The sequence below is a fragment of the Psychrosphaera haliotis genome (assembly GCF_039523615.1).
Lineage (GTDB): Bacteria > Pseudomonadota > Gammaproteobacteria > Enterobacterales > Alteromonadaceae > Psychrosphaera > Psychrosphaera haliotis.
Map to the genome: position 1 here is coordinate 374,417 of NZ_BAAAFQ010000001.1, position 22,181 is coordinate 396,597.

General features: G+C 38.1%; 20 protein-coding genes. 8 read left to right on the forward strand and 12 right to left on the reverse strand.

Features of this window, described 5'->3' with window-relative positions; all coding sequences use genetic code 11:
* Nucleotides 1-30: 30 nt before the first annotated feature.
* Nucleotides 31-906, reverse strand: coding sequence for a M23 family metallopeptidase (locus ABD009_RS01620; protein WP_343822289.1), 876 nt, complete (start codon nt 904-906; stop codon nt 31-33).
* 73 nt (nt 907-979) lie between these two features.
* Nucleotides 980-1,846, reverse strand: a complete 867-nt coding sequence (locus tag ABD009_RS01625) for a 6-carboxytetrahydropterin synthase (RefSeq protein ID WP_155694932.1) — start codon at nt 1,844-1,846, stop codon at nt 980-982.
* A 135-nt stretch (nt 1,847-1,981) separates the two neighbouring features.
* Between ABD009_RS01625 and ABD009_RS01630 the strand changes: the two genes are divergently transcribed.
* Nucleotides 1,982-2,302, forward strand: a complete 321-nt coding sequence (locus ABD009_RS01630; protein ID WP_343822290.1) for a putative signal transducing protein — start codon at nt 1,982-1,984, stop codon at nt 2,300-2,302.
* Between the two features lie 122 nt (nt 2,303-2,424).
* Here the strand turns inward: ABD009_RS01630 and ABD009_RS01635 are convergent, their stop codons facing one another.
* The gene (locus ABD009_RS01635) at nt 2,425-2,865 is read right to left on the reverse strand and encodes a VOC family protein (protein WP_343822291.1); all 441 of its coding nucleotides are present in this window, start codon (nt 2,863-2,865) and stop codon (nt 2,425-2,427) included.
* Between the two features lie 149 nt (nt 2,866-3,014).
* Between ABD009_RS01635 and ABD009_RS01640 the strand changes: the two genes are divergently transcribed.
* Nucleotides 3,015-3,986, forward strand: a complete 972-nt coding sequence (locus tag ABD009_RS01640; RefSeq protein ID WP_343822292.1) for a tRNA-dihydrouridine synthase — start codon at nt 3,015-3,017, stop codon at nt 3,984-3,986.
* 58 nt (nt 3,987-4,044) lie between these two features.
* Nucleotides 4,045-5,877 (forward strand): M2 family metallopeptidase, encoded by a 1,833-nt coding sequence (locus ABD009_RS01645; RefSeq protein ID WP_343822293.1) that lies wholly within the window; start codon nt 4,045-4,047, stop codon nt 5,875-5,877.
* Nucleotides 5,878-6,000: 123 nt separating this feature from the next.
* Here the strand turns inward: ABD009_RS01645 and ABD009_RS01650 are convergent, their stop codons facing one another.
* Together ABD009_RS01650 and ABD009_RS01655 are read right to left on the reverse strand one after the other, a co-directional pair.
* Nucleotides 6,001-6,840, reverse strand: a complete 840-nt coding sequence (locus ABD009_RS01650; protein WP_343822439.1) for a 2OG-Fe(II) oxygenase family protein — start codon at nt 6,838-6,840, stop codon at nt 6,001-6,003.
* An 88-nt stretch (nt 6,841-6,928) separates the two neighbouring features.
* Nucleotides 6,929-7,837 carry a DMT family transporter gene (locus ABD009_RS01655; protein ID WP_343822294.1) on the reverse strand — a complete coding sequence of 303 codons (909 nt, stop codon included), beginning with the start codon at nt 7,835-7,837 and terminating at the stop codon, nt 6,929-6,931.
* 165 nt (nt 7,838-8,002) lie between these two features.
* Here ABD009_RS01655 and ABD009_RS01660 point away from each other — a divergent pair, with 165 nt between their 5' ends.
* Complete coding sequence (locus tag ABD009_RS01660) at nt 8,003-10,477, forward strand: DUF748 domain-containing protein (RefSeq protein ID WP_343822295.1); 2,475 nt, start codon at nt 8,003-8,005, stop codon at nt 10,475-10,477.
* A 79-nt stretch (nt 10,478-10,556) separates the two neighbouring features.
* Entirely contained in the window at nt 10,557-11,084 is a 528-nt protein-coding gene (locus ABD009_RS01665; RefSeq protein ID WP_343822296.1) for an NUDIX hydrolase, read from the forward strand.
* A gap of 1 nt (nt 11,085) precedes the next feature.
* Here the strand turns inward: ABD009_RS01665 and ABD009_RS01670 are convergent, their stop codons facing one another.
* The 5 genes from ABD009_RS01670 to dapA all read right to left on the reverse strand — a co-directional run bounded on the left by ABD009_RS01670 (nt 11,086) and on the right by dapA (nt 18,708).
* A complete protein-coding gene (locus ABD009_RS01670) occupies nt 11,086-12,306 on the reverse strand; it encodes a phosphoenolpyruvate carboxylase (RefSeq protein ID WP_343822297.1) in 1,221 nt (406 codons plus the stop codon).
* 12 nt (nt 12,307-12,318) lie between these two features.
* Nucleotides 12,319-12,954, reverse strand: a complete 636-nt coding sequence (locus tag ABD009_RS01675) for a condensin complex protein MksE (protein ID WP_343822298.1) — start codon at nt 12,952-12,954, stop codon at nt 12,319-12,321.
* Complete coding sequence (locus ABD009_RS01680; RefSeq protein WP_343822299.1) at nt 12,951-16,631, reverse strand: ATP-binding protein; 3,681 nt, start codon at nt 16,629-16,631, stop codon at nt 12,951-12,953. The genes ABD009_RS01675 and ABD009_RS01680 overlap by 4 nt, the downstream gene beginning before the upstream one ends.
* Nucleotides 16,632-16,733: 102 nt before the next feature.
* Nucleotides 16,734-17,804, reverse strand: coding sequence for an NlpB/DapX family lipoprotein (gene bamC / locus ABD009_RS01685; RefSeq protein WP_343822300.1), 1,071 nt, complete (start codon nt 17,802-17,804; stop codon nt 16,734-16,736).
* 19 nt (nt 17,805-17,823) lie between these two features.
* The gene (dapA, locus tag ABD009_RS01690) at nt 17,824-18,708 is read right to left on the reverse strand and encodes a 4-hydroxy-tetrahydrodipicolinate synthase (RefSeq protein ID WP_343822301.1); all 885 of its coding nucleotides are present in this window, start codon (nt 18,706-18,708) and stop codon (nt 17,824-17,826) included.
* 140 nt (nt 18,709-18,848) lie between these two features.
* Between dapA and ABD009_RS01695 the strand changes: the two genes are divergently transcribed.
* Nucleotides 18,849-19,403 (forward strand): glycine cleavage system transcriptional repressor, encoded by a 555-nt coding sequence (locus ABD009_RS01695; RefSeq protein WP_343822302.1) that lies wholly within the window; start codon nt 18,849-18,851, stop codon nt 19,401-19,403.
* Nucleotides 19,404-19,415: 12 nt separating this feature from the next.
* A complete protein-coding gene (bcp, locus tag ABD009_RS01700; protein ID WP_343822303.1) occupies nt 19,416-19,886 on the forward strand; it encodes a thioredoxin-dependent thiol peroxidase in 471 nt (156 codons plus the stop codon).
* Between the two features lie 210 nt (nt 19,887-20,096).
* On the opposite strand, the gene ABD009_RS01705 is transcribed toward bcp, so the two are convergent.
* Nucleotides 20,097-21,191: an AI-2E family transporter gene (locus ABD009_RS01705; RefSeq protein ID WP_343822304.1), complete on the reverse strand. Its 1,095-nt coding sequence runs from the start codon at nt 21,189-21,191 to the stop codon at nt 20,097-20,099.
* 25 nt (nt 21,192-21,216) lie between these two features.
* The gene (locus ABD009_RS01710; protein WP_486374857.1) at nt 21,217-21,429 is read right to left on the reverse strand and encodes a sulfurtransferase TusA family protein; all 213 of its coding nucleotides are present in this window, start codon (nt 21,427-21,429) and stop codon (nt 21,217-21,219) included.
* An 88-nt stretch (nt 21,430-21,517) separates the two neighbouring features.
* On the opposite strand from ABD009_RS01710, the gene ABD009_RS01715 reads away from it, so the two are divergent.
* Nucleotides 21,518-22,180: a hypothetical protein gene (locus tag ABD009_RS01715; protein WP_343822305.1), complete on the forward strand. Its 663-nt coding sequence runs from the start codon at nt 21,518-21,520 to the stop codon at nt 22,178-22,180.
* Nucleotide 22,181 lies beyond the last annotated feature (1 nt).

Sequence of the window (22,181 nt, forward strand, 5' to 3'; positions counted from 1 at the left end):
AGCTCTTAATCCAACTAGCTTAAACAGAGGTTATTCGTCTAATAGTAAGGCAGGATCTAATCGGCGATTAAACCAATTCAGACGCCAATCTAAATGCGGGCCTGTTACTCTTCCGGTAGCACCAATCTCAGCAATTTTATCACCTTGCTGAACTTCATCACCTATCTTTACATCAACTTTACTTAAATGAATGTAAGTTGATGTAACGCCTAAGCCATGATCGATAATTAAAGTACCACCTGAATAATACAAATCAGGCTCTGCTAACACGACTTTTCCCGCCCAAGGCGCGATAACTTTGGTTCCAGTAGGTCCAGCTATATCTAAACCAAAGTGTGGACGTTTTGGTACACCATTAAATACACGTCTCGAACCATAAACTCCACTAATGCGCCCTTCTGCAGGTCGTATAGATTTTTCAAGGAAGTCGGTACGATAAGACATTTTCTCGCGAGCTTTTTTGACCTTAGCAGAGTCAGAGCTTATTCGGCTCAACACAGACTTAGGAGGCGACACATATTTTTGAGCAACGCCATTGACTCTATCTATTTTATATTCACGTTGGGCAACATTTAATGGCTGTCTTTCAATGCTTCCATCGGCATAAGTAATAACTAGTTCTGACTGCTCCTGTGCATCTACACCAAAGCCAAATACAAACAGATTATTATTAGGATGAACAGGAACCTTTACGCCATCAATTTTAACGCTTTTAACCGCTTCCGTTGACTTTCCATATAACAAACCGCCTTGGATTACGTCACCAAAAAGAGTTGTTCTAACTCCGCCAGTTGCAACTTTGTTATCGGTTTTGTTATTAGCATTGGCATTGGCGACGCAAAAAAGCATGGTAGCCACTACGAATAGTCGCTTCATTAAAAGCCGTTTAATTACTACCAATTTCATTTAATAACATCCTTCATTAAATTTACCGTTTAAACTGACCAAATATCCACTGCAATGCTACAGCTAATTTTTACTAAGCGAATGCAATTGCGCCTTTTGCAACACCTTCATAAGCAACTACTTTATAGTTGTTGTGCGGGTACTGAGCTTTTAGTTTATCGGCAAGGTATTGAGCTATTAGTTCTACCGTCGTATCCACTGGCATAGAGTAGACAGAAGCTTTTTCCATTGCTAACTCAAACTTACCTTGAGAAGACTCATATTTGTATGCAACCTGGCTTTGTGTTTTTGAAATGAATTCTAACTCTGATTCAGCTACTTCATCTTCGTCTGTCGCCACATAAATATCTTCCCACAGTTTAGAAGCTTCTTTTTCTAAACGTGGAGATTTCATGTCATTTTCAAAGATTTGAATTTTAGAACGATGGCCATGAGCAATACGTTGGCAATTACCATCGTGCTTTTTTAGTCCATGCGTGTAGTGATAATAGAAGCCGCTTATATCTTCCGCTCTTAATGACAACTCAACCTTTTTAACATTAGCAGGCAGTTGAGGCTTGATAACTGACGCTAAATGCTTAATCACATGAGACATTTCAATGCGGTCAGCGTCTACAAAACAGTAAGCGTCAGATGGGCTAGAAATCGCGATTTTTTCGCCGCTATTAGACTCAAACTCAACCTTTATGTAGTCTTGTCCTTCGATATGCTGAACATTAACACCACTGTATTCAGTTGGAATAGCCAACTTATGGTCAACCGTATCGTCAATAATACGTTTAACTTGTTTTTTAACTTTAGAGAAGTCCAAAACCATATTTTGTTCATCAAGTTCACCGTGCAATGTCAAATCGACAATCCAGCTTTCACCCACCATGCCTCGTTGAGTACACAGGTAGGAAAAATCGATAACGGTTAAATCATTAACAAACAGTTGCATATTACTCTCTCTCTTTAATTCGAGCCGGTATTATAAAGATAATTATCACGCATCGCATTAATTGTTTTAGTTAACTTGGCGAAAACTATCAGAGTAGGTCATAGTATAAAACAATACACAAAAACAGGCGGTTAAATGAAGAAAGTTTACCAATGTAGCAATAATCTAGAACTTCAGCCTTTTATTGAAACTTTAAAGCGGTTAGATATAAAACATTTAGTTAAAAACGAGTACATCTCTGGAGCAATCGGAGAACTTCCTTTCACTGAAGCATGGCCACAACTTTGGGTATTAAATGACAGTGATTTAGATATCGCAAGGTCAGCGTGTCAGGCGATAGAGCAAGAATTAAAAACTGACAAACCCGATTGGAATTGCACTCATTGTGGCGAAGAAAACCACGCAAACTTTGAGTTTTGTTGGCAATGTGAACAATTAGATGTACATCAAGTTTAGTTGTGTATACCTAACCACACTAATTGTTCATTTTGTATATTTTTACAGTTTAATGGCAAGGCCACTGTTAGACGATTAAATTATTTCCTAACGAGTAGACCTTGTTTGTCAATAATCAAAGACTACCAGCTACCTGTGTTTTCCATTGAAACCCACGGTTCTTTTGGTGGTAATGAGCCATTTTTTTGCAATAACTCAATGCTAATTCCATCGGGTGATCGTACAAATGCCATATGGCCACATCTTGGCGGTCTATTAATCAGTACCCCACCGTCTTGTAACTTTTGACAAAGCTCATAAATATCATCAACTCTAAATGCCAAGTGCCCAAAGTTACGACCACCTGTGTACTCTTCCGGATCCCAGTTGTAGGTTAGCTCAATAGTAGGTTTCTGTGTTTCTTTTGCTTCTTCTAACTGGTCTGAAGCTGCTAGATACACAAGTGTAAACCTGCCCTTCTCACTATCTTGGCGATGAACTTCATGCAGGCCTAATAGGTCACAATAAAACTTCATTGATGCTTCAAGATTGTTGACTCGAACCATAGTGTGGACATATTCCATTGGTGTCTCCTAACTTAAAATATAAAAACGCAATTAATTTAACATGCTTAAAATTTCAAAACATTAAAAGCCTAGTGATAAAATCCTAACTGGTGACTTTTTAACAAAGCCAGTATAATGCGCGGCCTCAATTTTTAAAGATGAACTCGATGACTAAACCAAAAATAACGTTGGCGCCTATGGAAGGTGTAATTGACCACCTAATGAGGCACATGCTTACCAGCATGGGTGGCATCGACTTATGCGTTACTGAGTTTATTCGTATTGTCGATCAGAAACTGCCTGATCGTGTTTTTTATCGATACTGCCCAGAATTATACAACGGGAGTAAAACACCAAGCGGTACTCCTGTTCGGATTCAATTACTTGGACAAGAACCTAATTGGTTGGCCGAAAATGCCGTGGTTGCGACTTCTTTAGGTAGTCCGGGTATAGACCTTAACTTTGGTTGCCCAGCAAAGGCCGTTAATAAAAGTCGCGGTGGCGCAATTTTACTTAAAGACCCCAATACGCTTTATAACATAGCGAAAGCAGTGAGACGTGCCGTCCCTGAGCATTTACCCGTTACCGCAAAAATGCGACTAGGTTTTGATGACGCTAGCCTAGCAATAGAAAACGCACAAGCTTTATCAGAAGGTGGTGCCACTGAAATTGCTATTCATGCAAGAACAAAAAGTGATGGATACAAACCACCCGCTTATTGGGAACACATTGCGCTCATTGCCAAGCACGTTAAAACACCTCTAATTGCCAATGGCGAAATATGGAACCCAGAACAAGCCAAGATATGTCAATCAAGATCTGGCTGCACAAATATTATGTTGGGCAGAGGTGCATTAGCCCTTCCCAACTTAGCAAATTGGATTAAAGGTGACCAACAGCCATTAACTTGGTTTCAGGTATTGGCACTGTTAATTAAATATTCTGAATATGAAATTGAAGGCGATAAAGGACTTTACTATTCAAACAGAGTGAAACAATGGATGGTTTATTTAAAGATGAACTACCCAGAAGCAGAACCATTTTTTAGGTCTATCCGAACCATCAAAAAGACCAACGAAATGCTGAACGCAATACAACAAGAACATCAACATTATGCCAATATTGCAGAAACTAGTTAGCTAGGTTATTTTATCCTGAACTTTATGATTCATAAAAATAAAATAATCAGGATCTAAAATGCAAAAACACTTTACAACTAAACGACTAATGTTAACCGCTGCTATATCTATTGCGTTAGCTGGTTGCTCAGTAGAAACAAAAACAGATAATGTAACGACTCAAAACCAGCAATTATCTGAAGCTGATGCAAAAGCTTATGTTGTCAACGCGGAACAGCGCCTTTCAGAAATTTATGAATACGCCGCTAAAGCAGAATGGGTAGCTCAAACCTATATCACTGAAGATACACAATTTATTGCCTCGAAAGCTAATGAAGAAATTAAGCTTTTGGGAATTGAACTTGCCAACGGTGCCGCAAAATTCAAAGACTTAACGTTAGATTATGATACCAAACGAAAATTAGACCTTTTAAGACTCGGTCTAACTTTACCAGCTCCAGCAGACTCACCGGAACTAGCTTCTGAATTAGCGAAAATCGAAAGCAAACTATCTGCAATTTATGGCTCTGGCTCAACGCCTGATGGCAACAAGTATGACTTAATTGGCTTATCCAACACTATGGCAACCTCGGATGATCCAGAAGCAATGTTAAATGCCTGGATAGATTGGCGTAAAGTTTCTCCTAGCATGAAAGATAAATACGTCCGCCTTGTAGAGATTGCTAACCAAGGCGCTAAAGACTTAGGCTTTAATGATGTTGGCGCAATGTGGCGCTCTAAATACGACATGGAACCAGATGCCTTTGCAAATGAAATGGACAGGGTTTGGGGGCAAGTAAAACCCTTATACGACTCACTTCATTGTCATGTTAGAGCCAAGCTAAACGAAAAATATGGCGATGACGTAGTTCCTAACGAAGGCGAAATCCCTGCTCACCTTCTAGGTAACATGTGGGCACAGACCTGGGGCAACATTTATGACTTAGTTGCGCCTGAAGGCGGAACAGGCGTTGATGTTACAACTAAACTTAAAGAGCACAACTACACGCCAATTAAGATGGTTGAGCAAGCAGAAGGTTTTTTCACCTCTCTTGGATTCGAAGAGTTGCCGGGCACTTTTTGGACTCGTTCTCAGTTTGAAAAACCAGTAGGCAGAGATTCAGTATGTCATGCCAGTGCATGGGATGTTACAGATACGGATTACCGTATAAAAATGTGTATTCAGCAAACCGGTGAGGAGTTTAATGTAATACACCATGAGCTAGGCCATAATTTTTATCAGCGTGCCTATAATCAAAAGCAACCTTTATTGTATCGAGGCAGTGCTAATGATGGTTTCCACGAAGCTATTGGCGATACAGTAGCATTATCAATTACACCAAAATATCTAAAAGAAATTGGTTTGATTGAAGAAGAGCCAGATGCATCTGGCGATCTTCCATTTTTAATGCGTATGGCTATGGATAAAGTTGCCTTTTTACCATTTGGTTTAATGGTAGACAAATGGCGCTGGCAGGTATTTAGCGGTGAGTTAAAGCCTGATCAATATAACGAAGGTTGGTGGAAATTACGTGAACAGTACCAAGGTGTGAAAGCTCCGGTAGCCCGCAGCGAAGAAAACTTTGACGCTGGTTCTAAATACCACATTCCTGCGAATACGCCTTATTCACGTTACTTCTTAGCACACATATTGCAGTTCCAATTCCATAGAGAGCTTTGTGATATAGCCGGCGAAACCGGTCCTCTGCACCGTTGTTCAATTTACAACAACAAAGAAGTGGGCACTAAGTTAAATGCGATGCTTGAAATGGGCATGAGCAAGCCTTGGCAAGAAGCTTTAGAGGCTATGACAGGCTCTAAAGAGATGGATGCGACAGCAGTAATTGACTATTTTGCGCCATTAAAAACATGGTTAGATAAACAAAATGTAAATCGTCAGTGTGGTTGGTAATAATACCGACCCAATACTGCAAATGTACTAGTAAGAAATAGTAGTTACATTTGTAGTAGATACTAAAAAACGGCAGTTTAACTGCCGTTTTTTATGACTTCATATTACCTAGTACAAAGAAGCTTATTTAACGCCTAACTCGCGCAAACGCTCATCTAAGTATTCGCCCGCAGTATAGCGGTCAGACAATACTACGTCTGGACGTGGATGTAAGAATAGAGGTAAAGAAATACGAGACTTACTTCTATCTGCACCTTCCGGGTTAATTACTCGGTGAATAGTAGATGGGAAATAACCGCCTGACGCTTCTTGCAGCATGTCACCGATATTTACCACTAAACAACCAAAGTCGCCTGGTACATCAAACCAACTACCGTCTTTTTTCTGAACTTGCAAACCACCTTGGTTTGCAGCCGGTAATACAGTTAGTAAGTTAATGTCGCCGTGCGCAGCAGCACGAATCGCACCTACTTCTTCGTCACCTGTAATTGGTGGGTAATGAAGAATTCGTAATAACGTTTGTTCGCTATCCTTAATCATTGAAGACAGCGCAGCTTTGTAGTTTACCGCTACATCTGCAGGAGAGTGCTTTTCTACCCAGTCTAAAAGTGTAGACGCTAACTCGTTCGCTTGAACAAAGTAGTTATGAATTTCTTCGCGCAATGCTTCCGGACACTGTCCCCAAGGGTAATAGTGATAATATTCTTTGATGTCTTTTTTGTCGTGACCTTTGGCCGTTTCACTTACTGTATCTGGGAAGAATCCGTCTTGTGTATCAACATTAAAGTGAAAGTCTTGTTTATTTTCCGATGAAAAATAACCAGCCCAGTTGTTATAAATAGACTCTAAAAGATCTTTCTGTAAAGGATGGTTTTTTAGTACACCAAAACCAGTTTCATGAAGAGACTTTACAAACTCTTCCGCTGCATTATCAGCTTTATAATCAACAATAGATAACATTATAATTTAACCTCTTATTTTATGCGGCGAATTATATGTGATTTTAGCGCGTAATCAAAAAATAAAGAGGAAAAAACTAACTTGGATCAAACTAAATGTTTATTGAACCATTTTTTGACCGATTAAACTTACTAAACACCCTATTCCCAAACTGAAAAACACCCAGCCCCAAAACAATTAGCAAGCCACCTGTTAATAAACTTATAGAAAAGCGTTCGTTGTTTAAAATAATACCTAAGCTCATAGACACCACAGGCGTTAACATCGTTACTAAAGCGACTGTGCTTGCTTCAAGTTTTTGAAGTATATAAAAGTAAGCTAAAAAGCCAAGAAGCGAAGCAAATAGTCCCATGTAAATCACGGCCCAAATGGATCGCATCTGCCACTCTTGGTAATTCACCTCACCATCAAGGACAAACCAAGCGATTAAGTAGACTGGAAGCGATACAAGCAAAGAACCCACGGTTGTTGATAAAGGGTGCAAATCAACTTTGACACCTTTTACTAAAACGCTACTTAAACTAAACAGTACTACGCCTATAAATATAAAACTAAATCCATAAATAGCACCGTCGTTAATTATCATATTTTCACTGCAGACAATGGCCAATCCAGCTAATGCTATTAACAAGGATATCTTTTTTGTTTTCGTAAATTTATTTTCTGATAGCCAGCGCTGTGCCAACAAACCAGACAAAATCGGTGTTAAACCGAAACTTAGCGCCATTAATCCCGACGAAATATATTGAGCTGCAAAATAACAAAACAGCATTCCTACAGACAAGCTAATGCTAGAAAATAAATATACCTTTAAGGCATTTCTTGACGTGTTTAATTTAATATTGAGGACTTTCATGAGCAACAGCCCAAAAGATGCCGCAATTCCCATTCGCATTAACAATGACAGTGTTGGTGATATTGATTCGCTGCTCCAAACTATACCAAGAGGCGTAGTAGACCAGACAAGTACAACAACTAAAAAGGCAAGAGATACCGGCATTTGTATTCCAATAAACAAGGCTAACGTGAATCAGCTAACATAAAGCTAGAGTATATACTTTAACCTAATTACCACGAAGTAAAAATTTCATGTGACTGTTTTATTATCCCATGCCAAAGTAGGCTAAACATGCTAACTTATAGCTTCATCGTTTTAGGAGTAAAAATGAAGAGAATCATTGCTTTAATATTAGTTTCAATTACCGCTAGTTTAATTATCGGTCTTTTATCTCTTTCTTCTTATTTAGCAAAATGGGCAGTGAAAGAAACCTTCCTAGAACAACAGTTAACTCTGCAAGATAACTTCCAATTAAGCTACGACCCATTTATAAGTGAACTGACGATTTCTGATGCAGCACTGATGTATCAAAATTCCGAAGAGTTAGTTTCCTTTAAGTCGCTTATTGTTAATTTTGATCTGCTACCTCTGTTTAGTAAAACACTTTTGATAAATAAATTTGAATTCTCTGGTCTTAATCTAAGTGTAGATCAGCAAGCGGACCAAGCACTTATGATTGGAGGTTGGTCTATCGCTAACTTGGACTCTAAAAACAAAAATATTGAAGCTAAGGATACAGAGAACAACCAGCCTGCTGAAAAGAGCGAGCCATTTATAAATCAAGTCCAAATTGGAAGCATTGTTTTTAAAGATTTAAATGTGAATGCAAAAGTTGTAAAGCAGGAGCATGACATCGCTATTGAGTCATTAACAATAGAAAAACTAGACTTGCAATTAGGTGAACTCTACCAACCAACTGCGCTTTCATTTTTGTTCGATACAAGCCTGCAATATAAATTAGAAGATCTCGATAGCACACTATCATTAAGCACTAACTTGTTCTTAGAAACTGCGCCAGATATTATTTTTGATAAAAACGACATTGCCAACCTCCAGTTTCAAACAGAGTCGCTCTTATTAAAATTACAACAAACCAATGTAAAATCAGGTGTTCAAGATATTGCACTTAGCTTTAAAGCGTGGCAAACCAATTTAACGGACGTTAATGCGTCTACAGATGGCGGCGTAAAAAGTGATTTGCTGTTAAATTCATTTATAGAAGGCCTAAATGTGTCCACTATAGGCTCTGAACACAAAATGTTTACCTTTGAAAAACTAGCGTTAAATAACGTCGCATCCGAAATAAACATGACCGGAGCCGTTCTTGAATATGATGTGGCATTTTCCGACATTCAGCTAGTTGACTCTCAAGCCATGCCAAATAAAGAGGAAACTCTACCTGCCCTTTTAGACTTAGAATCTCTTAGTATCACCAATGGTTCTTTTACAAATCAACTCTCGTCTATAGAAAAAATTGAGATTGGTTCATTAGTAACTAACGTGGTTGTAAACAAAGACAAGTCTATAGCCAACCTAGTTTTACCAAAACCAACTGTTGATGACGAAAATTCGGCTACCAATCAAGAAAGTTCACAAAACAATAGTAAACAAGTTGCGGAAATAGCAAACAATAAAGCCAATCAAAAAAGTGCTAATAAGGCTGTTCTTGCCGCCGCTGATTTACCAAGTGAAGCCCTACCAGAACAAACAACTTTGAATGACGACGACGCTACTTCAAAGAAAATGGATATCAAACTTGTTGAATTGGTAAATGCAGGACCATTTAAATTAAATACACTTGATTTAAGTGTGGAACCTAACTTTCGCTCTCTAATAGAAGTGCAAAAATTCCGTTTAGCTGACATTGACAGCACACAGCCTCAACTTGTTACCACTTTTGATTTAGCGGCGACGAACAACACTTACGCCAAAATTAATATTTCGAATCAAAGTCAGTTATTTATCGAACAACCAACACACACTATTAAGGTGCTTCTAGATGAAATGGATTTAGCATCTTTGTCTCCATATGTAAGTTCTGCACTGGGTTATCATATAAATACCGGGCAGTTAGACAGTGAAGTAAACGCCAAAGTCATTGGTAACAAAATAGACGGAGAAGCCGATTTATTAATGCGTTCAGTCGACTTAACAGCTATTTCTAATCAAGGTGAGGAAAGTGGCTTTAGTGGTGGTGCGATTTCCTTTAATTACGCTCTGAGCATGCTAAAAGATGGTGATGGCAATGTTGATTTGAACGTACCTTTCGACGGTGATTTAAATAACCCTTCTGTTGGTTTTACTGGTTTTCTGTCACTCATAGTGCAAAGAGCAACAATGTCAGCCGCTAAAGACTACCTTATTAATACCTTTGTGCCATATGCCAACGTTGTTAACTTTGCGTTGTCGGCCAGCAAACATGTATTAAAGCTTAGGTTTAATGATCTAGCATTAACGGCTAAAAACTCGGAATTAACCGAAACCCAAACTGAACGATTGTCTCAACTTAGCTTAGTATTAAAAAAACACGATACAACCAGTATTAAAGTGTGCCCTATAGGCGTTGTCGCTGATTTAACTACAAGTGCCGAACAGATAGAAAGCCAGGATGTTGTTACTCAAAAATCAATTACCGCTACGCAAGTACAAGAGTTAATGGATTTAAACCAAGCGAGAGCCGAAAAGATAAAGGCTTATTTGGTAAATGAAGGAAATGTTGAATCGAAACGTATTCTTGGTTGCTCACCAACTATTGACTATAAAAAAGGTGCCGAGCCTAGGGTTTCTTTTAACGCGACTTAACTCTATTTAACGACCCAACAATTAGCCTAACTTTAATAAGCTGTTACAATGCCCGCTTTTTAATATAAAGAAGTGTATTGTGCGTTTATTAAAGTTAGCAACCCACCCTCAAGTTACAGACTTAAATGGCTCTACTTTTACTAGAAAAGCAACTCGAGCTATTGTGGTTAATAACAATAATATTTTACTGCTTTACACTCAGCGCTACGACGACTTTAGCTTACCTGGCGGTGGCATAGATGAAAATGAAAGCCACCTTGATGGGCTTATTCGAGAGCTAAAAGAGGAAACTGGCGCACAAGCCATTTCGAACGTAAAAGAATTTGGCCTATATCGCGAATACAGACCTTGGTACAAGCCTGACTTTGATGTAGTACATATGGAATCTTATTGTTTTACATGTGACATAGACGGGGATTTACTTGAGCCGCAATTTGAAGCTCACGAAATTCAAAATGGTATGAAACCACAATGGGTGAATATTCACGACGCAATAAAGCACAATGAAAATACGATTGCGCATAGTGAAAAAAAAGGCATGTCTATTGAAAGAGAAACCTTTTTATTGAAACTTATTGTAGAAGAATTAATAAAAAAACAGGGCTAGTTTACTGTAGCCCTATTTCAATATCTGTAATAACAAAATTACCTGAGAATACCGGATCCGGAACGCCTCGAGTTTCTAATGCAAAGTAACTTTTATCTTGTTCTGGCAAACCGTGAAAGCCACCAATAACCTGATAAAGCCAAACCTCAGGGTCAAAGTCTAAGTTCTCAGTTTTATAATAATCTAATGCCGTTTGATTTGTGCCAGAATCAATCACTGCACAAAAGAATGCGTCCACTTCACTTTTCAGTAGACTCTCTTGTAACTCTATTGCGTTTTCATCTTGCATCGTTAGAGGTGATGCATTATTCAAATTGGTTCGAGTATCTCTTTGCCTGTTCACATGTTTTATGTTGCTCATTACTTCTAGTAACGACTGCTCTTGTTCTACATTGTTTACATCAATGGCTGCGGCGGCAATGGTATTTTCCGCAACATTAAACAACGCAGGCACATTACTCAAAGTCGAATAATTTTGAGGCGCAAAGCTAGGATTTTGTTCTAGGTGCAATACAAAACCCTTGAGTAGTCGTGTGCGGCCTTTAAACTCTCTGAAGCGACCTAACAAATCAATAAGTTTAGCCTGAGCTAGGCTGAGCTCTTGCGTACAATGTGCAAAGCTACTTTGTAGAGTAACTACCAACAAATGTCGTAGCTCACGATGTGAACCAGAAATATCACTAAGTTGGTCAAACTGGAACATGCTCAATTGGTTTAGCAATTCTGATACTTGAGACTGAGCCAGTTCATTCTCTCTGATTTTGGCATCAACAGTGGCAACATAACCAAATTCATTGCTAATACGCGACCATAACAAACGTACATTAGTGGCTAACATATCCGTCAAGCTATACACACGCTCAGTAACATCAGACAGCATAGATTCCGCTTCTTTAAAGCGTCCTGCGTTTAATGCTTCTTTGTAATGCTCAGCTTGGGTTTTAATTGACACTAAACTACTGCCAATATTGGCATCAATTTGTCTATTATTTTCGTCCTGTAAGCTTTCTTCTAATAACGTTCTAAGCGCAGGCCTTAAACGTAACTGACGTTCATTTTCAGGTCGCCAAATAACTTTTAGGTCTAACAGGTTATTGATGACTTTAGGCGTGCAGTCGGCTTCGTTAATGCTGCCAGAAAAGTACGCCTCCATGACTAACTCAGAATGATTACTAAGTGCATTAAGAAGCGATGAGCCTGCTTTTTTAAGATTGTAATTCATCTTAAACTTCCACTAAATCAAATCTGACTGAGACATGGCATCTTCAGCCTTTTTAGCTAATGACAGTTGTTCCGTTTCATCAATAAACTTAAGAACATCGAATAGATAGTCTATTTTTCCAGTAACGGTATAAATCTGTTTATCTTGGTTTGGTTTAATTAAATAACCAAGCTCAACTAAACGCTTAAATACTAACTTTAGTTGAGCATCAAGCTCTGCAGCTTTAGAGCCAAAGAGTGCATAACGAGATATTTTATTTAGCTGTTCAGCATAAGCTGGCGTATCTTCAATGACTGTTTGTAACTCATTTAATCGTAGGTTCATGCCTTGAGATAAACTTAAGTCGTTGTTTAAGCTTTCTTGAACTAACAACAACCATTCAATTAATGGCAATAAATGATTAGATACATCTTCAAACTGTTTACCAAGTTTAACTCTCTCAGTTTCACCAATAGTCTGATACGACGCGAAAAAAACTTGTTCCTCAGCCGCATGCGTTAGTTGCCTATTAAGTACAGCAAGATGTGCTTCTACTTCCATTCGACCAGCAGACGTTTTTAAAAAGCGATAACTATCTTCATCGGTAGTTTCGCAAATGAAGTGTCCAGATAGTAATTTTTCTAACACAATTCCTTTTTGACTAATCATGCCGATACCTCGTTTGAAGATTCACTTTTCATTTTTGCTTTTATACGCTCAGATATAGGGCTCACTTTAGGCTCTACTACTTGAAGTTGTTTTTTCTGCTTATCTATTAAGTATCGGTTTTTAAATAAACTTAATACTTCTGATTCAGGATTAGGAAACGCCCCAACAACATGTATTTGGTTATTTTGGCAAGCATCAAATATTTTCTTGATATTGCTTTGATGTAAAGTGCCTAACTCATCAATTGGCCAGTGGATAATCGCACTTGAAGGCCCTCTTAACAATCTCGTAAATGCCAACAAAAACTTACATAAAATAAGATATGCCATTCCATGACTCGAGGATTCATTTAATTGACGGTCAGTTCTTATAATAAGGTCTCGGCCACTTTCTTTAATATGAAGCTCAATATCGAGTAACTTACTAATTCCACCAGCAAGCGCCGCTTTACCTAATATATCAATCACACGTCGCATGCTAGCGGCATACTCGTCCGTTGGTAATTCATGAGCTCCGGCTTCAATCCACTTACCATACAACTCACTAAAGCGTTGAAGATCAGGCCAAAACTCCAACTCATCAATTTTTGAGCGAATTTTAACCGCTGAGTCAGAGACACCATCTAAAAACAATTCTTCATCAACTTCTTTACTAATGCGTTCGCTTTGCAAACCAATGTGCTTTTCAATATCTTTAAGAATTTTGTAGTACTCAGAAAGCGCTAAGCCAAAGATACGTCCCTGCTCTCTAATACTGTTCAACTTTTGTGGAATAAGTCCATTTATAAGCTGATCGAGTTCAGGAACTAGCTTAACAGGATCAACGTGACGAACGCCTTCTTCATCAATAACACTGCATAGTTCGCGACTACGCTCCCAAGCATCATAAAATCCGGTGCCGCTTTGCGCCGCAATCTTTTGATCAAAACTTTCTACATAGTGTTTGATTGCACTTAGTTGCTCTTCTCTTTGCGCCATTAGGCTAGTAGCTTCGTTTAGGCGTTGTGAAATACTGCCGTTTTCCAACTGAGGCACACTGTCTGTGAGCTTAAGCTTTCTCATTTGAGCTAAAACTGACTGAGCTTGATACTCTTGCTCTAATAAATGTTTAAGAGACTTTTCCGCTTCATTTTGTGTTGTCTTAATGCTGCTCGCTGTTTGCTTGTATGTGTTTAGCGCTTTGTCTAAGTCTCGTTTAGATTGGCTTTCTAACTGACGAGCATCAGACAATTGCTGTTGCCACGTCACTTTTTGTTTTACGTAGTTAGTTTGATACCAAACATTAAATTCCAACACTTGATTACGTTGTTTTTCTGTTTCGGTAATATCGGCTTTTAACGTTTTAATTTTTCGTTTTAAGTCACCTATGTCATCAACATCAACGCCACGATTATTTAATTCATCTTTCTGCCACTTCTCTAGCTGCTTAAGCTCCGTTTTTAATGACACCTGGCATTGCGTAATATGGCTTTCAACTTGTGCTAACTGTTGTTCAATATCATTAACAAGGTTTTGCCAATGAGTCTTGAGTTCCATTTCGGCGTCACGTTGTTGATCAGCAACATCTTCTAACGCTTCATCTTGTTTAAGCTGCAAGCTCTGTAGGTTCGACTTTAACGATGATATTTGCTTTTGATAATGCTGCTTTCGTTCTTTTTGAGCAATTTGAAATGCTTGCGTAGATGCCGACTTATCCGCAACAGCACGTTTTCTATTTTGTAGGGCGTTATTAACATCAGACTGAACTTTAGCTAGATTAACTTCTGCTGCTCTCAGCGCATTGTTAAGCTCTGCTAATGATGTTTCTTCTTTGTGCTGAGCTTCCAACGATTCTTTTATCGCAAGTTCTAAATCATGAAGTTTTGTTTGTAAGTCAGATTCATTAGCACACTCAGATGGCAACTCTATATTGTCAGCGTCAATATTTAACCCAAACAAACTATTTTCATCTTCCACTAATGAAGGTTGCATATCCTTTCGTCGTAATAAAGCAGGGTTAATAACTTTACCTATGCTTTGTTGCCAGCCTGGCTTTTCTGATCTTAAAAACTCTAATAGAGTGCCTTCGCCTGGAAATATAACCGAATTTAATTCATTTAAAGAGGTTTGTTGTTGTGCTACTTCTTGTCTTGCTGCTTGGAGTACTAAATCTTGTTGATGACGTTCTGACTTAAGCTTAGCTAACTCATCATTCACTTGCTTGTGTTTCTCTCTTGCAAGGTCTTCTAACTCTGTTGCTTCATTAATTGTTTGCTCTAACAACTCAATTTGCTGCTGCTCTTGTTGAGTGAAACCCACATTGTTCGCAAGTGTTGTTAATTTAGTTATCTCTAGGTCTATCTCAACTTTTTGTTCTTTAAAGTCACTATTAAGCTGACTAATCTCGCCTTTAAATTTAGATTCCAAGCTCGTTAGCTGTTGATTTTGCTGTTGAACTTTTTCTGTGCGTAAATCCTTCAAAGACTCTTTTTGTTCTTTGTATGCTTCTAACTCGTCAGCGTGTTGCTCTCGTATCTCCAAGAGTTGTTTATTGTATCGACCTTCAACATCTTGATGTTGTTCCGTTAATAACGAAAGCCTGGACTCTGCGCTACTAAGCTCACTATTCCAACGTGGCAGCTTTTCTAGGTTGTCTTTATGGGTTTCAATTTCTTTATCTTGCCATGTGTCATAAACCGACTCTACTTCATCTAGTTTAGAGGTATAAATCTCTACATCGGATTTGGCCGCAGATAAGCTTTGATTTAGTGTGTCTCTTTGTTCAGACCATTGCGACTCTAACTGTTGAGCGTCCATTTTATTTTGTAAAATCGCGCCCTCTAATTCCGATTTATTGGAGCTTAATACCGTTTGGTCAATAGAGATTTGATGCTTTAATTCAGCGAGCCTGATTAAGATTTGATTATAATCTGTATAAGAAGCCTCTAGCTTTGTAAAATCCGGTCGGATCTCTTCAAAGCCTTTGATCAGCTTACACTCTCTAATCCATTCATCCACTTTGGTCGGGCTAAGTTTTGTTTCGCCAGGTGTTACACCATCTTCTTCTAAAATCGCGGCAACCATTGCTTTAATGGTTTCCATTTTTCCTTCTTTACTATGGACTGCCTTTGCTAACTTCTCTATGTGTCGTAAATTGTTCGAGCCATCACATAAACTAAAAAGACGAGCGTAACCTGGTAAATCTCTATGTGAGGCAAGAATTGACCTGTCGTTTTGGATAATAGCTTTAAACTCTTTGGTGTTTAATTTACGACTACACAAAATACCATCACGTTTGATAGTTCGAACTAACTCAACAGGATTTGCAGCGTGCTGACCTTCCAACATGCCCGCGCTTAAATAATCGGTTAATTCAAAGGCTTTATTGATCAATCTATAGTCAACACCTTTACCTGACGAAGTTAACACCACCTGGCAAACATCTGAATCTTGCTCACCTCTAAGGTATTCGTAAATTATGTAACTATTAGATTGTGGCAAATACCAACGTTCAAACGAATCACGGGTAGCGGGTACTACACGACTCGGGTATTCACCATAAAAAACAGGAATAAGACGCTGCAACGTTGTTTTACCCGACGCGTTTGTACCACAGATATTCGTATGACCGTTTAGATTTAGTTCTACCACTCCGGTCATATGGGTATTTATAAGAATTATCCGATTTAATGCTGGCATTTTATCCCTTCAAACTATTTTTATTCTAATAACTAAACACAACAACGCCGCTAATGAAAGCGGCGCTATTTTAATACTGACTTGCGTTATGCTTTAAAGCAATTACAACTCAATCTCTTCTTCTTTCACAACCTTAATAATTAGATTGTAGATTTCTTGAACTTGACTCTGTGGTAACGGTTTACCTTCTTTATCGGTAAACTGAATATAGACACCATCAATAGTCGTAACCAATACAGCCTCGTATTCACCAGCATCTAAAGATAATTGGTTTTGGTACTCTGAGCCAAACGCTGAACCCCAAATAGACTTGTCATTCTTATCATACGTCAAGGTATATAAAAATAGCTTTTTGTCTTCTTCTTCGATATTAAAGCCAAGATCTTCTAGTACATCTTCTAACTTCTTAAAGACAAACAATATATCTCGTTGTGATGTAATAACACTATCGCCAGCTGGGTTAGTTCCCAATACTAAAGATACGTCAGTTAATACACGCTGTTTTTGCACTACAACTCGATATTGGTAATCTAGTTCTAACGAGAATTGATTTAACATTTCTATAGCTAACTGCTGAGTTCGATACTCTTTGCTGAACTTTGGAGCATGTGTCTTGCTTAACATTTCAAGTTTAACTGGCGTTACAAAAGCTTCTCCGCTTCTGCCGTGAGGTTGAACATTATAAGTCAGATCAAAAACGAAACGCTCAGTTTCTACTTCGCGAGTCCAAAACCAAAACCCAACTTCCACCGTTTTTATAACTTCAATGCGATGGCTATCACCACTATTAAGAAGGTTATAGCCGCGACTATTAATTAAACCATTTACGCCTTGTTCAATAAATGGAGAAAAGTCGTCTACTTGTTGAGGCTTTTCCAACATAATTTTGTATGGATGGCTATCATCTGAGTTTACCCAACTCCCCTGAAATATTTCCAATACGCTTGATGGTGAGGTAATTACTTCAGAATTTTTTGCAGTTTTACTATTGTTAGCTAAATAAAACTCAGTACTTTTAGCCGGTGCATTTAGGCTTTCTGGCACAACAAGTGTGTCTGTGCTTTGCTTTGTATTCTTGACATTTGGCGTATCTGTTAGCCAATTCTTAACCGATGTACAGCCTGTGGTTAACGATACTAAGGTAACCAATATAGCCGGTTTAAGATATTTCACGCACTTCTCCATCTTATTATTATTTACTTTGCTCTAAAGCTTGTTTGATAATGTTATGATGATTTGGTTCCATCGTAACTAAAGGTAATCGAACAAAGTCAGAACTAATTTTGTTTTCTAACATCAACGCCCATTTTACTGGCACTGGATTAGGCTCAATAAATAGGTCGTTATGCAATGCTACTAGTTTCTTGTCAATATCGTTTGCATTTTGTTGCTCACCTGCCAATGCATATTGAACCATTTCACGCAGTTGCCCAGGTCTAATATTTGCAGTAACAGAAATAGCACCATCACCACCAAGGTGTAAAAAATCTTTTGACGTTACATCGTCACCGCTAAACAATATGAAGTCTGGGTTTGCTTGTTTTAGTACTCTAACTCTACTTAAATCGCCAGTAGCGTCTTTAATGCCAACAATATTTTCTACCGCCATTAGCTCCATTACCGACTGATTGCTTAAATCAACATTAGTGCGGCCTGGAACATTATACAAAATGATAGGTTTAGAAGACGCTTCTGCAATCGCTTTAAAATGCTGAATCATGCCTCTTTGACTAGGCTTGTTATAATATGGTGTTACTGTAAGAAAACCATCAATTTCTAAGTGATCATATTTTTGAGTCGTTTCTATTGTTGCAGCTGTGGAATTTGAACCATTACCAACAATAATAGGAAGACGCCCATCGTTAACGTCAATACTATGAGTTAAAACCTGCATTTTCTCAGCTTCATTTAATGTTGCTGATTCTGCTGTTGTTCCAAGTATTACAAGTCCGTCGGTCTTAGAAGCAATATGCCACTCAATCAAATTAGTTAGACTATCAAAATCTACTTCACCATTGTTCAACATTGGTGTAATTAAGGCGACAAAGCTGCCCTGAAATTTTGCCTTTAAACTCATAATTCCTCCGTATATTTAGCAAGGTATGTTACTTAGGCACGTACCAATAAACAAGTAAGATATTTGCCAATAATGCGTTTTTATTCCCTTATGGTAGACTACTTGACCATTTTGAAAATAGAAGCGCTTTACAATTGCCTATGACCACCATAAATACAGCTCCACAATACCTCGTAATCACAGCTATTGGAGAGAACAAAACCGGCCTCGTTAGTGAACTCGCCGGGCTAGTCTATCAGTGTGGCTGCAATGTGGTTGACAGCAAAATGGCGATATTTGCCAATGAGTTTTCTATAATCATGTTACTCGAAGGTGAGCATGTCGATCTACTTCAACTAGAAACTCAGTTACCGCCTTTAGCAATGAGTTTATCTTTGCTCACTATGATGAAACGAACGCAAAAGCGTCACTTGGCTGACGATTTAAACAATCACTATTTAATTTCCATAGATGGGCCTGATAAAGCAGGAACCATTAAGGTGTTTACTTCGTATTTAGCAAAGCAAGGTATCGATATTACAAGTTTGAAGTCAGGTACAGAGATACGACAAGGTAACAAATGGCAGTCAGCACAAATTGAGTGCTTAATGCCAACGGAACAAACAGTGAACAGTATAGAAAGTGAATTTGTTTCACTTTGTAGCTCTTATGAGATGAGCTGTACAATTAGTCCAATTACCATTGAAGTTAATTAAAGGAGTAGTCTAATGAACACATTAAAAGCAGGCGATAAAGCGCCAATGTTTAAACTTAATGACCAAAACGGTGAATTATTCGATTTAGCGGAAACGCTTAAAACAAGCCAAGTGCTGGTTTACTTTTATCCAAAAGCAATGACACCAGGTTGTACAGTACAAGCGCAAAACTTGCGTGATGTAAAAGCAGATCTTGAAAAATATAACACGGTTGCTGTAGGTATTAGTCCAGACGCTGTGAAACGATTAACAAAATTTACCGAAAGAGATGAATTGAATTTTCCTCTTTTGTCTGACGAAGACCATAAAGTTGCCGACGACTTTGGTGTTTGGGGCTTAAAGAAGTTTATGGGTAAAGAGTACGACGGCATTCATCGTCTATCTTTCTTAATTGGGCAAGACGGTGAAATCAAACATTTCTTTAATAAGTTCAAGACTAAAGATCATCACCAAGCCGTACTTGATGTTTTAGCAGAAAAATAATAGCTGAATATAAAAACCTGAGTGCCATATTTAAATCCGATTTATCTGTCACTTAGTTTTTGAATTCATAACTCTCTGCAATATATTTATTAAAAAGTGTCAACGTTATTTAGACGAGGCATTAAAATGCAAAAAAACCCAATATTTATATTGGGCTTTTTTTATACTAATTTTTATTTTCAATAATTTAAACTATCTATGACGGTGAACCTACTTACTGCAATTTACTTCTTCTGTGCTAACGTCGTTACTCTGTGGTAGCTCTTTAACAGACCATGCATTGATTAGTGCTTTAACTAGTGACGCCAAAGGTATCGCAAAAAACACGCCCCAAAAACCCCATAACCCGCCAAAAAATAAAACTGCAACGATGATATAAACAGGGTTTAAGTCTACCGCTTCTGAAAACAATAATGGCACCAGCAAGTTACCATCTAGCGCTTGAATAATGCCGTAGGCAATCATAACGTAATAAAAATCAGGGCTTAATCCAAACTGAAATAAAGCAACACCTATAACGGGGATTGTCACTACTGCAGCCCCTATATATGGAATGAGCACCGATAAGCCAACCAGTAACCCCAAAACAGCAGCATAACGCAAGTCCATAATGACAAACGCGATATATGTAGAAACACCAACCACAAGTATTTCAAATAACTTGCCTCGGATATAATTAATAATTTGTTGGTTCATTTCAGTTGATACTTGTGTGATCAAGGTTCGCTCTGTAGGCAACAACCGGTCGAAGCCAGCATAAAGTGATACCTTGTCTTTCAGCATAAAAAACACCATTAGTGGTACCAGTATTAAGTATATTAATAGAGCTACTAGATCTGTTACTGATGTCATAACACCTTGTAGCAGCTCTTCAAGAAAGGTAACAAAACGATTGTCCACATTGCCCATGACCTTTTCTACTAACATAGGATCAATATTAGGGTATTTTTCTGGTATCTCTTGGATGAATTTTTTTAAATCATTCATCATCTCTGGCAGCTCTTTTACAAGACTGATGCTTTGTTGCCAAATGACAGGAATAACTTTAACTATAAGCGTGGTGAGTGCACCAACAAATGCGGTAATGACAATTGTTGTGCTGATATTTCTACTGAAACCTAGTCGTGATACACGCTTTACTGGCCATTCCAATAAAAACGCAAATACGACAGCTACTAGAACAGGAGTGAGTAATTTCCCAAACCAAAAAAAGGCTAACATCCCTAGCATGACTACCATAGCTAAGGTTACTGCGTTTGGGTCTGAAAAGTTTTTTCTGTACCACTGTCTTATCACTTCGAACATAATTGGCTATCCAACCTATATTATTTTAATCCAATATCTCAACGTTAAAATCCGAACCTTGAACGGATTGTTCAAAGCTTATATTTTCGGACTTTAAGTAACTAACAAAGTTTTTTAAAGTAATGTCATCATCCAAAATAAATGATTTTGTGCTTTTTTTTAGCAATTGTTGTTTAACTAGTACAAAAGCCAGTGGACAAGTTAGTCCTCTAGCATCAAACTGATACACAGAATTCAAAATTGGAGCCTTTTGGCAATTTGCTCTATTTTGGGTAGTCTACACCTAAGATTGTGTTAATGCAGTAAACCTATTGAAAAAGAGAATTATGGGCTTATATCCAGATAAATACGGCTTACCAGATGAAGCCGAGATCAAAGACATAAATGCATTTAAGAAAAAAATAAACTGGGGCGAAATTCCAGCTTTTTTTCAACTCGTCGGTAAATCCATAGCCGATGCCGAAGGGTTTATACATTATGGTTTTGACAATGCATTCAAAAAAATCGTTGATCGGAAAAACTGGAATTATGAAAAATTAGGTATACCTGTCAATGCAGATAGGACAATGGCAGAGCACGCACTTGAGCCGATAAGACGTCCTAAAATTTGTTTGTATCATGTGTTTAATAAAACTGGGTATGAACTTTTAGCATTTCCATACGTCAAAAGTGTATTAATTGATGAGTTTAGAGAAAATGATCCTAAATTAGACTTTCGTCGATGGGATCCATCTCAGATGAAAGTACTCGTTAGAATTCCAGAACTGCATAAGTTTATTGCCTTTACGCTGGTAAATGGTGATGACGCAGACATGGCTTTAATAGTTCATGCACATAACGTGGTAAATCGAATGATTTCAATGTTAGAGAATGAAGTAGATGTACACGAAATACGTGGTTTAAGCATTGATCAAGGTTTTAAAAAGCAAAGCCTAAGCCCCGACGACACACCGGAAGATATTATTATCGAAAACCAAAAAAAAGGATAAA

Excerpts from the sequence above, each read along its gene's own strand:
- ABD009_RS01620 (WP_343822289.1), bottom strand. The coding sequence starts at position 906 with ATGAAATTGGTAGTAATTAAACGGCTTTTAATGAAGCGACTATTCGTA.
- ABD009_RS01625 (WP_155694932.1), bottom strand. The coding sequence starts at position 1,846 with ATGCAACTGTTTGTTAATGATTTAACCGTTATCGATTTTTCCTACCTG.
- ABD009_RS01630 (WP_343822290.1), top strand. The coding sequence starts at position 1,982 with ATGAAGAAAGTTTACCAATGTAGCAATAATCTAGAACTTCAGCCTTTT.
- ABD009_RS01635 (WP_343822291.1), bottom strand. The coding sequence starts at position 2,865 with ATGGAATATGTCCACACTATGGTTCGAGTCAACAATCTTGAAGCATCA.
- ABD009_RS01640 (WP_343822292.1), top strand. The coding sequence starts at position 3,015 with ATGACTAAACCAAAAATAACGTTGGCGCCTATGGAAGGTGTAATTGAC.
- ABD009_RS01645 (WP_343822293.1), top strand. The coding sequence starts at position 4,045 with ATGCAAAAACACTTTACAACTAAACGACTAATGTTAACCGCTGCTATA.
- ABD009_RS01655 (WP_343822294.1), bottom strand. The coding sequence starts at position 7,837 with ATGCCGGTATCTCTTGCCTTTTTAGTTGTTGTACTTGTCTGGTCTACT.
- ABD009_RS01660 (WP_343822295.1), top strand. The coding sequence starts at position 8,003 with ATGAAGAGAATCATTGCTTTAATATTAGTTTCAATTACCGCTAGTTTA.
- ABD009_RS01670 (WP_343822297.1), bottom strand. The coding sequence starts at position 12,306 with ATGAATTACAATCTTAAAAAAGCAGGCTCATCGCTTCTTAATGCACTT.
- ABD009_RS01675 (WP_343822298.1), bottom strand. The coding sequence starts at position 12,954 with ATGATTAGTCAAAAAGGAATTGTGTTAGAAAAATTACTATCTGGACAC.
- ABD009_RS01680 (WP_343822299.1), bottom strand. The coding sequence starts at position 16,631 with ATGCCAGCATTAAATCGGATAATTCTTATAAATACCCATATGACCGGA.
- dapA (WP_343822301.1), bottom strand. The coding sequence starts at position 18,708 with ATGAGTTTAAAGGCAAAATTTCAGGGCAGCTTTGTCGCCTTAATTACA.
- ABD009_RS01695 (WP_343822302.1), top strand. The coding sequence starts at position 18,849 with ATGACCACCATAAATACAGCTCCACAATACCTCGTAATCACAGCTATT.
- bcp (WP_343822303.1), top strand. The coding sequence starts at position 19,416 with ATGAACACATTAAAAGCAGGCGATAAAGCGCCAATGTTTAAACTTAAT.
- ABD009_RS01705 (WP_343822304.1), bottom strand. The coding sequence starts at position 21,191 with ATGTTCGAAGTGATAAGACAGTGGTACAGAAAAAACTTTTCAGACCCA.
- ABD009_RS01715 (WP_343822305.1), top strand. The coding sequence starts at position 21,518 with ATGGGCTTATATCCAGATAAATACGGCTTACCAGATGAAGCCGAGATC.